Origin of the sequence: Amycolatopsis rhizosphaerae (assembly GCF_007713715.1) — a bacterium.
Classification (GTDB): Bacteria; Actinomycetota; Actinomycetes; order Mycobacteriales; family Pseudonocardiaceae; genus Amycolatopsis_E; species Amycolatopsis_E rhizosphaerae.
Genome location: NZ_VJWX01000167.1, coordinates 1 through 13487, shown reverse-complemented (window position 1 = coordinate 13487; position 13487 = coordinate 1). Strand labels below are relative to the sequence as shown.

General features: G+C 70.6%; 6 protein-coding genes. 4 read left to right on the top strand and 2 right to left on the bottom strand.

Features of this window, described 5'->3' with window-relative positions:
* The coding region (locus FNH05_RS17790) for an RHS repeat-associated core domain-containing protein (protein WP_144589797.1) at positions 1–8470 on the bottom strand (8470 nt) is incomplete at its 3' end.
* Positions 8471–8725: 255 nt separating this feature from the next.
* On the opposite strand from FNH05_RS17790, the gene FNH05_RS17785 reads away from it, so the two are divergent.
* Complete coding sequence (locus tag FNH05_RS17785) at positions 8726–9958, top strand: acetyl-CoA acetyltransferase (protein WP_246127798.1); 1233 nt, start codon at positions 8726–8728, stop codon at positions 9956–9958.
* A gap of 146 nt (positions 9959–10104) precedes the next feature.
* Positions 10105–10695: a TetR/AcrR family transcriptional regulator gene (locus FNH05_RS17780; protein ID WP_186382598.1), complete on the top strand. Its 591-nt coding sequence runs from the start codon at positions 10105–10107 to the stop codon at positions 10693–10695.
* A 7-nt stretch (positions 10696–10702) separates the two neighbouring features.
* On the opposite strand, the gene FNH05_RS17775 is transcribed toward FNH05_RS17780, so the two are convergent.
* Positions 10703–11863, bottom strand: coding sequence for an SMI1/KNR4 family protein (locus tag FNH05_RS17775; RefSeq protein ID WP_144589793.1), 1161 nt, complete (start codon positions 11861–11863; stop codon positions 10703–10705).
* A 137-nt stretch (positions 11864–12000) separates the two neighbouring features.
* Between FNH05_RS17775 and FNH05_RS17770 the strand changes: the two genes are divergently transcribed.
* Together FNH05_RS17770 and FNH05_RS17765 are read left to right on the top strand one after the other, a co-directional pair.
* Positions 12001–12978, top strand: a complete 978-nt coding sequence (locus FNH05_RS17770; protein ID WP_144589791.1) for an amidohydrolase family protein — start codon at positions 12001–12003, stop codon at positions 12976–12978.
* 15 nt (positions 12979–12993) lie between these two features.
* Positions 12994–13487 (top strand): SDR family NAD(P)-dependent oxidoreductase (locus FNH05_RS17765; protein ID WP_144589789.1); only part of this gene is annotated, 494 nt, incomplete at its 3' end.

Below are 13487 nucleotides of genomic sequence, written 5' to 3'. Positions count from 1 at the left end.
GGTAAATGCGGTCCGAACCCTTCTTCTGGTCCGCGACGACATTGCGTTTCGCGCCCGTAGCCCGAGCGGGCACCGAGGGACTGGACGACACGATCTTGCCGCCGGAGAAGTTCGGCGTGCGCGCCGAGGAACTCACCCCGATGTGGGTGGTCCTGGCCCGGTACGCGTTCGAGGCGATGGCCGCGTCACTGATCCGCTTCGCGCGCTTGTAGGCGGCGTACGGGTCGTAGCAGGCGCCGCAGCTTCCGCCCCCGCCCGAGCCCCGGTAGGCCGGGCCCGGCGCGTACGACGGGTAGGTGTCGTTCGCCCCCGGCGCCGACTTGTGGTGCTTGTGCGCCGCGGCGTCCGCCTGGGCCTGTGCCTGCCGTTCGAGGGCCAGCGACACGAAGTAGAACTGGTACTGGAAGCAGCCGAAGAAGTCGTCATTCGGGCCGCCGTCGCAGCTTTCCACCGTGTCGCTGGGCTCCGCCTTGTGCCCGTCGGGGTCGGTGAAGTCCAGCGGGTCCGCCGCGCCGTAGGTGTACCGGTTGGCCATCACCGCGTTCTCTCCGGTGTCCGAGGTGATGCTGTCCCGGGAGACGAATCCGCCGGTGCCCGGGTCGTACCAGCGGGCGCCCATGTTCACCTGCCCGGTGGCCGAGTCGGTCCAGTCGCCCTGGAACGACAGCGCCCCGGTATCGCCGGTCTTCGCGGTGACCTTGCCGAACGGGTCGTACCCCGTGGAGTCCGGCAGCTGCGCCAGCGTGGTGTCGGCGGGGTCGAAACCGCCGACCACGTCGCCGTGGTTGTCCGAAAGGGACAGTCGCTTGGTGTCGCCCCTGCCGGTGGCGAGCAGTTCGTCCTCCGGGCCGCGGGCGAAGCTCTGCGCCCCGTCGGAGACGACCTCGCCGTCCGGCCCGGCGTAGGTGAACCCGGTGCCGTTGCGCGAAACCATCCGGTCCAGCGAGTCGTAGACGTAGTTCTGGCCCGCGGCGGTGATCAGCCGGTCGAAGGCGTCGAAGGCGAACCGGTCGGTGAGCCCGGCGCTGGTGCGCGAGGCGACCGTGCCCCGGGTGCTGTAGGTGTAGGTGTAGTCGCCATCGGACAGCAGCCGGTTGCGCTCGTCGTAGGTCGCGGTCTTGGCCCCGTTCTGGACCCGGTTGCCCGCGTCGTCCCAGCCGTAGGCGGTGGTCTGGCCGCCGCCGGTCCGGCCGGTGAGCCGCCCCGCCTTGTCGTAGGTGTAGGTGAAGTCGCCGGCGCCCGCGGTCCCCGTGGTGGTCTCCCGGGTGAGCGAGTCGTCGAGCCCGAAGGCGTAGGCCGCCGAGGACACCGTCTGGCCCGCCTGGTTGGTCAGGACGTCCGAAATCTGGTGTCCCAGGTTGTCGTACCCGAAGGTGCGGGTCCGGCCGCCGCCGTAGGAGACGGTCTTCACCGCTCCGGACCCGTCATAGCCGAGGGTTTCGGTGGCGCCGGTGAGCCCGTCGGTCATCGAGGCCAGCCTGCCGTTGGTGTAGCCGTAGGTCGCGTTCCCGGCGGCGTCCTTGCGGACGGTCATGTTCCCGTCGCCGTCGTAGGCGAACGACGAGGTGCCGCCGGGGCCGCCGGAGCCCAGCAGGTTCCCGCGGTCGTCGTAGCTGTAGTAGTTCGTGCCGGTCACCGCGTCGATCGAGGTGGTGCGGCCCGCCAGGTCGTAGCCGAGGTGCCGGGTGGCCGTGGCCGCCTCGGCGCCGGTCCCGGTCTCGGTGACCAGCCGGTCCGCCGCGTCGTAGGTGGCCTGCGTGGTCACCCCGCCCGGTTCCGTCTCGGCCACGGCGTTGCCGTTGGCGTCGTAGGCAGTGGTCCAGGTGCGGTCGGCGAGGTTCGGCGCGGTCGCCGTCGCCGGTTCGATCTCCGTCTCGGGCAGGCCGAGGCTGTTGTAGGTGGTGATAGTGGCGTTACCGCGGCCGTCGGTGTAGCGGGTGCGGTGGCCCGCGGCGTCGTACCCGAAGGTGGTGGTGATCGACCGGGTGTCGGTCACCGGCTCGGTCTGGCCGACCAGCCGGTTCGCCGCGTCGTAGGCGTAACTTCTCGTGGTCTGGTTCGGGTCGGTGACCGAGGTCAGGTTCCCGGCCGGGTCGTAGCCGTACCGCGTGGTGCGCAGCGTGGTGCCGTCCGGCGCGAGATCCGCCGAGGCCGCCAGCCTGCCGAACAGGTCGTAGGACTGCTGGGAGGTGCGGCCCAGCCCGTCGGCGCCGCGGACCTGCCGTCCGGCGAAGTCGTAGCCGAACTCCTCCGGCAGCCCGCTCGGGTCGATCGTCTTGGTCAGCCTGCCCAGCAGGTCGTAGGTGTTGCTGGTGACCGCCCCGCTCGGGGAAACCGCGGCGAGCACGTCACCGGAGTCGTTGTAGGTCACCTTCGTGGTGTAGGCCGCCGCGGCCGGACGGCGCTCCACCACCGTGTCCGTGACCTGCCGGTCGAGGTCGTCGTAGGTGGCTTCGGTCCGCGCCCCGGTGGGGTCGGTGCTGGAGAGCACCTTCCCGGTGCGGCTGTAGGTGTAGGAGGTGACCGCGCGCTCGTCGTTGGTGGACGCCGGTTCGTCGACGCCGACCAGCCGGTTGAGCTGGTCATAGGACCGCCGGGTGATCCCGCCGCGCGGATCGGTGACCGAAACGACGTTTCCGTTGCGGTCGTAGGAGATCAGCGTGGTCGGGGTGATCGCGCCGCTCGCGCCCGGCGCGGTGTAGGCCGGATCGGCGGCGCTCACCGGCCTTCCGTTGCGGTCGTAGGTGGTCCGGCCGACGTTGCCCAGTTCGTCGGCGGCCTCGGTCTGCTCGCCGAAGGTGTCGTAGCCGAAGGTCTTGACCGGCTTGACCGTGCTCGCCGCTCCCCCGCCGCTTTCCGCGGCCACCGGCGCGCCGGTGACCGTCACCGCACGGCCGGCCTCGTCGTAGGTGGTCCTGCTGGTGTAGGCATCCCCGCCGCGCGGATCGGTGACCGAGACGCGCAGGCCGCGCTGGTCGTAGCCGTAGTGCGTGGTGAGCCGGGTGGTGCCGTCGGTGATGGTCGCGTCGGTCAGGTTGCCGTTGTCGTCGTAGGCGTACTCGCTGGTCTCCGGAGTGGCGGAGGTGATCCAGGGCACATTGGACGCCTTGCCGCTCAGCGTGCTGCGGGTGACGTTGCCTTCGGCGTCGAAGTTGTAGGACGTGGTGCGCCCGAGGCCGCCCGGATCCTCCACCATGGACGAAACCCGGCCCATCACGTCGATCGTGTACTGCTCGGTGTTGCGGCCGTTGCCGGTCACCTTCGTGGTCAGGTTGCCGTCGGCGTCATAGGTGTTGTCCTGCACCACGAAGTCGCGCGTGCTGCCGTCGGGGTCGTGGAAGTTCTTGAGCACTTCCTTGTGCAGCAGCCCGTCGCCGTAGTACTGGTACTCGGTCCGGCGGCCCATCGCGTCGGTCCTGCTGGCGAGCCTGCCGGCGAAGTCGTAGGAGTAGGACCTCAGCACCAGGTAGTCGCCGGTCCCGGTGGCGGGCGCGCCGTCCGGGTCGCTGTGCCAGTCCCGCAGCCGCACCTCGGCGATGCTGTTGCGGGCGGTGTAGGCCAGGTCGTAGCGGTTGCCGCCGGGGTCGATCTCGGTGGTGAGGTTGCCGAACACGTCGTAGTTGCGGACGCGCTCGCCGCCCTCGGGGTCGGTCACCAGAATCGGGTGGTTGTGCTCGTCGTAGAGCGTGGTGGTGACGCGGGCGGGGTCGTTGCCGAGCACGTCCGACAAGGTGGCGGCGGTCAGGTTCCCGTCGGCGTCGTAGGTGTTGGCCGTGCGCTGCTGGTGCTTGGCCCCGGTCACCGCGTTCGTGGTCACCGGGTCGGTCTGGGTCAGCGGCCGCGACATCCCGTCGTAGGTGTAGGTGGTGACGATCCCGGCGGGGAAGCTGTCGGAGATCTCCTTCTCCGAGATCTTGCGCCCGATCGCGTCGTAGGTGAACTCGGTGACCAGCCCGGAGGGTTCGGTGAGCCGGGCGAGGTCGCCGTTGGCGTAGTACTCGTACTTCGTCACCTTGCCGCGGATGTCGGTCGCGGTGGCGAGCAGGCCCGACGGCGGGATGCCGCCGCCCACGGCCGCCTCGGCGCCGGTGGTGTAGGTGTTCTTCAGCGAACTGCCGTCCGGATTGGTCTGGGTCAGCACCTGGCCGCTGGGGTGGTAGGTGTAGCTGGTGCGGTAGGTCGTGTCGGTGGCGCTCGGCGACCGCGCGTCCCTGGTCTCGGTGGGCAGGTTGTTCCGCGGGTCGTAGAGGTTGGTCACCGTCGCCGGGTAGGTGGTGTAGCTGGTGTGGCACTCGGTCGCGCTGCGGCAGGTCTTCGTCGAGTCGACATTGCCGCGCTTGTCGTAGGTGAGGGAGGTGGTGTCGCCGTTTTCGTCGGTGACGGTGGCCAGGTTGCCGTCGGCGTCGTAGCCGAACGAGCGGATGCTGGTGCCCTCCGCGTCGTAGCGGACGAACACCGGGCCGCCGGAGTCACCAGGGATCGTGGTGCAGAACGAAGGGTCGTTCGCGTCCGGCGTGGTGCAGCTTTCGGTGGGCGGCGGCGAGGTCGGCACCGGCTCCCCCGGGGCGTCCTCGCTGCGGGTTTCGAGGCCGAGCGGCTGCCCGAGCCGCAGCAGCCAGCCCCCGATCGCGTCGTACTCGTACAGGCTGGGCCGGTCGGCCGGATCGAGCACCTCGACGCTGCGGCGCAGGTCGGTGCTCCCGCCGTACACCGTGGGCGTGCCGATCTTCCAGCGGCCGCCGTTGTCGTCGGTGTAGTCCTTGACGCGGTCCTTGACCACGTCGTAGGTCGCGGCGGAGGCGGTCTTGCCGCTGGGCAGGGCGACCCTGGTCAGCTGGTCGGCCTGGGCGGTCCCGGCCTTGTAGTGCGCGGCGACCGCGGCCGCACCCAGCGGTCCGGTGTAGTACGCGACCTCGTCGATGGCACCGGCGTAGGAACGCTGCGCCGCCGAACCCCAGGCGGGCCAGGAGGCCGGGGTGGTGGCGTAGGCCGCGCCGATCTGGTTGAAGGTCAGCAGCGAGTGGTCGATGGTCTTGCCGGTGAGGTCGCCCACCTTCGCGCCGTCCAGGTACAGCGTCTGGGTGCTGCCCATGGACGAAAGCACCACGTGGTGCCACTTGCCGTCGTTCACCGCGGTGGCGGAGGTGATCGGGTTGATGCTCCCGGTCCCGAACTGACCGCGCAGCTTCCCGTCGGTGCCGACGTAGAGCACCGGCACGCCGGTGGTGGACGCGGTCCCGAGCGCCTTGTCCTGGTAGCCCAGCAGCGGGCCGCCCGAACCGGTCAGCGAGTTCTTGAACCACAGCTCGACCGCGCCGTCGCGGCCCTTCTTCAGCGTCCCCTTGGGAAGGTCTACTTTGGACGTCGTACCGTTGAACGAGGCGGCCGTGTCCGGGGAACCGGCGATCGGCCCCACGGTGCCGAGGGTGATGCCGGAATAAGTGCCCGCGTCCTTGCCGAGGTTGACCGTCACCTCGCTGCCCGCCGCCGTGCCGTCGCCCTCGCCGAGCCGCCAGTACGACTCCGGCCGCGAATCCAGCACGGCGTTGCGGTAGTGCGAACCGGCCGCGTACTCGTAGCCCGTGCACGCCGAGCCGGGGCCGCAGACCTTGGTCAGCAGGTCGCCGGTGTAGGTGTAGTCCCAGGCGAGCGCCGCACCGTCGACCGGGTCGGTCTTGACGTTCGTGACGTGCGCCCCGGTCCAGGTGAAGGTCAGCGACCGGCCCGCGGTGTTGGTCTGGCTGTTGGACACCTGCGCCTTGGCGAGCTTGCCCGTCGTGGTGTCGTAGCTCAGCACGACCGCGTGGGAGGAGTTGTCGGTGATCCGCGTCAGCCGCCCGGCCAGGGAGAACTGGTAGGTGGTGCCGGAGGTGTCGAGCAGCTTCCAGGACGTCGAGTCGACCGTGAGCGAGGCCGTGCGGCCCCACGGCGCGGCATAGGTGCCGTCGGCGTTCTTGCCGAACCGCACCTCCTGGCCGTCCGGATAGGTCACCACCACGTTGCCGGAACCGTCGTCGTCGGTCACCAGCTTCATGTCGTAACGGCTGGTCCACCCGGCCCCGAACAGCCCGTCCCGTCGCGGGTCGAGGCTGTTGTAGGTCCGGGTCAGGGTCAGCTCCGGCCCCGCCGTGGCCACCACGGCGTCCACCGCCACGGTGCTGTAGTTGCCCACCAGCGGGTCGAACTCCTGCTGCCGCTCACCGTAGGGGGCGCCCGCCAGCCGGGAGGTGACGTCCGGCTGCGGCACCCAGGCCAGCAGGGCCGAATAGGGCGAGACGACCTCGGTGGTGGCGTCCTTGACGTAGGTACGCCACAGGTAGGCCCTGCTCCAGGACAGCGTTCCCGACGGCACCGTCCAGGCCGTCTTCGTGCCGTACCCGGAGTTGGTGCAGCCGGTCGGGTTCCCCGCGTCGTCACGCTGGCAGATCTCGAACTTGAACTGCAGGCTCGAACTGGGCGGCGCGTCGATGTCCAGCGCCCTGGCCCACAGCTGCGGGGTCAGCGTCGGGGCCTGGTAACCGTTGGGCGGATAGAGTTCCTGCACCACCGGCGGGATGTCGAAGACCTGCAGCACCAGCCGTGCGGGCGGCACCTGGTAGTCGGTGAACACGACCCCGCCGGTCTTGACCATGGTGAAGTCGAGGAAGTACTTGCCGGGCGGCAGTGCCTTGATCGTCGCGTCCAGCGTCACCTTGCCGCCCCGCGTGACGGTCGCCGTGAGACTCGCCGAACGCTGCTGCGTCACGGCCGCGCCCGTGTCGGCGTTGTAGGCCCGGTAGGCGAGGTAGTAGTCGCTCGCCGCCCAGTCCGCCGCGCTCTTGTTCGTGACGGTGACCTTGATCTTGCCGTCCTGGTTCTGCAGCACGGTCGGGTTGGGCACCGGGTTCGGGATCGCGTAGGCCGCGTTGTACGGGCTGTGCGTGACGTAGAGCTTCGGCGGGTTGGCGGTACCGGTCCCGGTGAACCGCTTGCCGGACAGGGAATCCGTCGAAGCCCGCAGCGAAAGGCCGTAGTTGGCCTGTGTGCCGTCGACCCAGCGCTGGACCAGGTCGCGGCCGTCGGCGCCGAGGTCGAACACCTCCCCCGCGGTGGGGCAGGCCGACGAGGACTGCCCGAAGGCGATGTAGCCGTGCGCGAAGGACTTGCTGGTCAGCGCGGCGCCCACGGAGGGCCCCGGGTAGGAGTAGCCCGAACCGGCCGTCCAGGACGAGGTCACCGGGTGCACGCTGACCTGCCGCGCCTGGCAGGAGTCGGAATCGTAGTTCACCGCCCACAGCGCGGCCCCGAAGATCGTGTGGTACTGGAGCTTGCTCACCAGGCCGCCGAACCTGAGGTAGGAGGCCGAGTTCTGCCCGTCCACCGTGCCGACCAGCAGTTGCGAGCTCCCCGAGGCGGAACTCGACCCCTGCACGTACATCGCGCTGTCGGCGGCGGCGCCGTCCACGGGAACCTGCACGGTCGGGTCCACGCGCACCGGGTAGACCCGGGCGGGATCGTTCAGCCAGGCCGTGTCGAGGGTGACCTCGAGCGCGGGCCCGTCGACGAGCCGGTAGGTGACGCCAGTGGAGCGGGCCTGCGCGGCGTCGGTCATGTCCCCGGCCGGGATCACCGCCCTGGTGACGCCGGCGGCGTCGGCCAGCACCACCTGGCCGCCGTCCAGGCGCGGGGTCAGGCCGTTGGTGTGCAACGGGAAGACGAAGGAGGCCGGGGCGTCACGGGAGGTGAGGACGACGGTTTCCTTGACACCGCCGGGCCGCGACTCCAGCTCGAGGTCGGTTTGCGGCCGCACCCCGCGGTAGGTGACGGTGCTTCCGGTGACCTCACCGGCCGAACCGGCGGCACCGGACAGCCCGAAGGACACCTGCCGGCCGCCGCCCGTGCTGACCGTGGCCAGTTCGCCGCGATCGGCGCGGGGCGCGAACCGCAGGCCGACCGAGTCCGCGGTGTTGCGCCAGCCGTCGGCGTCCGCGGTGAGCCGGGTGTCGATGGGCGCCCAGCCGTCCGGGGTGCGGTAGTTGACCGGCACCGAGGAGAACTCGGTGGTCTCGGTCCCGTCGGTGTTGGTGTAGGTGCGGTCGTAGGCGTCGCGGGCCTCCGGGATCTCCTTGCTGGTCGCGGCGTCGAAACCGTGCCGGGGAACCTCGGGTGCCGCGGCGAGTTCCGCGCTGTTCTGCGCGGTGTTCCAGGTCAGCGCCGGATAGGCGCTCCTGAACGAGGCGGGCACGGTGCGGTTCTTCCCGCTGCCCTCGACATGGCTGCCGCCGCCCGCGGCGGTGCCCCAGCGCTGCCCCGGTCCGTGCGCGGCGCCGCCGCGCCCGTCCGGGCCCGCGCTGCCGGGCAGGCCCACGATCGCATCGCCAGCCGTGCCTGCCAGCAGGGCCACCGTGAGCCCCAGCGCCACCAGCTTCGCGGGCCAGGACGCCCACAGCAGTCCCAGGATCCCGAGCCTTCGCGTGTTCCGCCGCCCCATGGCCCCCGCCTTCGTTTCAAGATCAAACGGGGTGAACCTACGTCGCGAACCTTTAAGTTCGCTTCTCGCCGGCTTTGGACGCGCTTTGCTGGAACGTCCTTTATGGACCGCCACACCGCCGGGCGTGCGCGTATGCACCCTCACCCCAGCGGGGTGAGGACGCAGACGGCGCGCCGTCGCGGGTTGTCAAAGGCCCCGGCGCGCGCGACACTGTACGTACGTTTATACAGTTCACCACGAGCGGGAGGTCGGGCCGTGCGCGAACCGGTCTACGTGCTGGGCGGGAGCCAGACGGACTTCGCCAGGAACTGGTCCAAGGACAGCGACAACGCGCTCTACGAGATGCTCGAGGAGGCCGTCGCCGGTTGCCTCGACGCGACCGGAGTGGCCCCGGAGAAGGTGGAGACCGCCCACGTGGCGAACTTCGGGGCGGAACTGTTCGCCGCCCAGGCCCACCTCGGCGCCATGGTGCCCATGCTGCAGCCGTCGTGGTCTTCCCTGCCCACCAGCCGGCACGAGGCCGCGTGCGCGTCCGGGAGCACGGCCGTCCTCGCGGCGATGGCCGAGATCGAAGCGGGCCGCTACGACCTGGCGCTGGTCGCCGGGCTCGAACTGATGCGCAACGTGCACAGCGAGCAGGCCGCGCGACACCTCGGCAGCGCCGCGTGGACCCGGGAGGAGACCGGCGACGACGTCCTTCCCTGGCCCGGCCTGTTCGACCGCATCGCCGGGGAGGTGGAGCGCCGCCACGGACTCGACCGGACCCACCTCACCCGCATCGCGGAGATCAACCGCGCCAACGCCCGGCGCAACCCGCTCGCCCAGACCCGCGCCTGGACCAACGACGCGGCGCAGTTCGGCGACGACGAGGTGGTCAACCCCGTGGTGGCGGGCCGCATCCGCAAGAGCGACTGCGGCCGGATCACCGACGGCGCCGCCGTGGTGCTGCTGGCGAGCCGCCGGTTCGCCGAGCAGTGGGCTCGGCGCCGGTCCGCCCCGCAGGCCGGGGTCATCCGGGGCTGGGGCCACCGCACCGCACCGCTCCCGCTGGCCGCGAAGCTCGCCCTCAGCGCGGACGGCGGGTACCTGTTTCCCAACGTGCGCCAGGCGATCACCGACGCCTACCGCCGGGCCGGGATCGACGGCCCACGCGAACTCGACGTGATCGAGACCCACGACTGCTTCACCGTCAACGAGTACGTCGCACTCGAACACTTCGGGCTGACCGAGCCCGGGCGCGCCTGGGAAGCCGTCGAGGACGGGCGGATCGAGTTCGGCGGGAGTCTCCCGGTCAACCCCTCCGGCGGCCTGATCGGGGCGGGCCATCCGGTGGGCGCGACCGGGGTGCGCATGCTGCTCGACGCCCACCGCCAGGTCACCGGCACCGCGGGCGGGTACCAGGTCGACGGCGCGCGCACCGCGGCCACCCTCAACATCGGCGGCAGTTGCAGCACCGCGGTGAGTTTCGTGGTCGGTGCGGCGGAATGAGGCGGGGGCGGCACACCCCCACCTCGGCGAATGAACGCTCATAGACCCGCTCGGCTATCGTGGAGGCCGTCACCGACCAGCGCGCGCCAGCGCCATCGACCGCCGACGGGGTGAGAATGCCGGGGAGGACCAGGGCTCGGGCACGAGTGGCATCGGATCGGCATCCCCGTGAACGGCTTCAGGAGGCGGGCACCCGGCTGTTCCACGAGCGGGGTTTCCACGCCACTTCGGTCCGGGACATCACCGAGGCCTGCGGGCTGACCTCCGGCTCGCTGTACAACCACTTCGAGTCGAAAGAGGACGTCCTCTACTCGATCATCATGGAGGCCCACGCCGCGCTCGACCGCAATCTCGACGCGGTGCCCGCCGACGCGCCCCCGGCGCAGCGGCTGCGCGGACTGGTGGAGGTGTTCGTCCTGCACCACACGAGGCTGAGCCGGGAGGCGACGGTCGGCGACGAGTGGCGCGCGCTGGACGAGGACCACCGCAAGGAGGTCCGGGAGAACCGGCTCCGCGTGCGCGCCCGCTTCGAAGACGTGTTGCGCGCCGGTGTCGCCTCGGGCGAGTTCGTCCTCCCCGAACTGCCGGACGGCGATCCCACCCGCATCGCCGCGATGGCGTTTCTGGACATGGCCTTCCGGGTCGCGGGCTGGTTCCACGCCGAGGGCCCGCTGTCGGACACCGAGTTCTCCCGTTTCTACGCCGAACTGATCGTGCGGTCCGTCCTCGCCCGCTGATCGGTTTTCAGGCACCTCCACTCGGGATCGCCAGCAGCTCGCGGCCCCGTTCGGGGGTGAGGACGGCGGCCAGGACCGGGTCGGCGAGCAGCGCGACCGGGGCGATGTGGTCGGCGGTGCGGGGCCGCCAGTGGGGCATCGCCTCCCGGATCGCCGCCCAGAGCGCGTCGGTATCGTCCGCGTGCGTGACCCGGGCACGGCGGATCGGTTCGTCGAACTCCGGATTGCCGTAGACGAAGCCCTGCCCGGCCACGCGGAACCGGGGCTCGTGCTCGGCGATCATGTCCATGATCTGCGGCTGCTCGCCGATCATCGCGGCATCGAGCACGGAAAAGGAAGGGGCCTCGCGGGTGTGCTCGCCGAACAGGTACGGCAGGAACTCCTCGGTGAACAGCGGGTCCGTGAGAAAACTGCCGGGCACGAACGACGGGTGCAGCAGCCGTCCCAGCAGTTGTCCCGCCTCATCCCGGCGCCCCAGGAACAACAGGATCTGAGCGCGAAGCACGGTGGCCCGCACCCGCCCGAAGTCCTCGGCGCGCTCCAGCACCTTGTCGGGACCGTCGATGTTCCCGGCGAGCACGTCGAGCCGTGCCTGCTCGACCTGGGCGTCCCAGAAGTCCCGGGTCTCGCCCTCGGGCCGGCGTATCTGGTGGAACTCTGCGTACAGGTCCTCCATCAGCTCCCTGAACGAGGCGAACCGGGCGGGCGCCTCGGCCCGCCACGAGAACAGGCTGTAGGCGGCCCACTCACCGGCCTCGTCGACGTCACCCGGGTCGAGGAACAGGATGCCGGCGTCGGCGTCCTGGGAAAGCAGTAGGCCGCGGGTGAAACGGTTGTCGTTGGCCAGATCGGGATTGTCCTCCGGGCTCAGGCCCTCCCAGTCCTCCCAATACGGTTCGTGATCACGCAGCCAGCCGAGGTCGGAGGTGTCCCGCATGCGGTACACGAAGCAGCCGGCGTCGCGCCAGCCGTTCGTGGTCAGCAGGAACTCCCGGTACGAAGGGGGCAGGCGCAGGCCGAGCCGCGCCTCGGCCGCGGCAACCTCGTCCTCGGTCGCCGGCGCGAAGCCGAGCCAGCGGTCGCGCAGCACCGCGGAATCGAGTTCGTCCGGTTCGGCCGCGCTGATCCACTCCTCGCTCCACCGGGTCAGCCATGGTTTCCAGTCCATGGGGCCACGATGCCGCAAGGGTCCGACAAAACGGTGAGCGGGACGAGACCGCCCTCCCGTGCGCTGGCGTCGTGCCGGACGAGCCAGTAACCTGAACACGTACTGTATGAACGCTCGTACAGATTCGGGGTGGGGACATGACGGCGGAAGCGGGCCCCCGGCCGGTCATCGACATGGCCGGGATGCTGCTCGACCGGGAGTGCTGGGAGGCCTACCTGCTCGGCTTCGCCGAGACCGCCGAAGACTACTTTCGCGTGTTCGGCCCGCGGCTGTCCCGCATGGCGGGGCTGGACCCTCGCGAATTCGCCGCACTGGCCCGCCGCGATCCGCGGGAAGCGGTCACCTGGCTGCTCTCCGGCGGTGCCTTCGATCTCGACCTCGACGCCTACGCCGCCCGGCTGGCCGGCGAGGGCGTGCGCCACCAGGTCCTGCTGAGCAACTACCGTCCGCTGCGCGGGGGCGGCGTGGTCAACGACCGCGTCGCCGAGTTCGTGGCCAAGTACCCCACGCTGTTCGAGGGCTGGGGTTGCGTGGACCTGTCCGATCCGGACGGTGCGATCACGGAGATCCGGCGCTGCGCGGGACAACTGGGCATGCGGGGCGCCGCGGTGTCGCATTTCCTCACCGCCGCCGATCCGCTGTCCGAGGGAGCCCACGCCTTCTACGACGTCCTCGAAGAGCTGGGCCTGCCGCTGTGGGTCCACACCGGACACAACCTGTCCTCCCGGCTGCGGATGGACTGGTGCACCTGGCGGGCACTCGACGCCATCGCCGTCCGCCACCCCGGCCTGGTCCTGGTGGCCGGGCACGGCGGCTGGCCCTGGATCCCCGAAATGATGGCCCTGTGCCAGCGGCACCCCAACGTGTACCTGGAGTTCTCCACCTACCGCCCGCGCCAGATGAAACAACCGGGATCGGGCTGGGAACCGCTGTTCGCCCACGGCACGTCCACCGTCCGCCACAAGATTCTTTTCGGTGGCCTGGAATGGATCCACGGCCGGACCACCGGGCAACTGGCCGCCGAGACCGCCGAGTTCGACATCGACGAGCGCTGCCGCGAGGCCTGGCTCTACGGCAACGCGGCGAGGCTGCTCGGCTGGGAAGAACCGAGCTGAACGGGGGGCACGCCGATGGGATCCTCTTTGGACGGGCGGGTCGCGCTGGTGACCGGCGCCGGACGGGGTATCGGCGCGGCGATCGCCACCCGGCTGGCCGCCGACGGTGCCGCCGTGGCCGTCAACGACCTCGACGCGGCTACCGCACAGGCCACAGTGGACAGAATCCGCGACAGCGGGGGCAGCGCCGTCGCGGTCCCCGGCGACATCGGCGAACCGTCCCTCGCCGGACGGATCGTCGACGGCACCGCCGGGCAACTGGGCGCGCTCGACGTGCTGGTGAACAACGCGGGCATCCTGCACCGCGTTCCCTTCCGCGAGTACACCACCGGACAGTGGCACCGCATCCTCGCGGTCAACCTGAGCGCGCCGTTCTTCCTCGCGCAGGCCGCGGTGGACCACCTCGCCGCCTCCGGCCACGGCGCGATCGTCAACATCTGCTCGGTGGCGGTGACCGGCTTCTTCCGCCAGATCGGCTACGACGCCTCGAAGGGCGGTCTCCTCACGCT

Coding starts and splice junctions, on each gene's coding strand:
- FNH05_RS17775 (WP_144589793.1), bottom strand. CDS start 11,863: ATGGACTGGAAACCATGGCTGACCCGGTGGAGCGAGGAGTGGATCAGC.
- FNH05_RS17770 (WP_144589791.1), top strand. CDS start 12,001: ATGACGGCGGAAGCGGGCCCCCGGCCGGTCATCGACATGGCCGGGATG.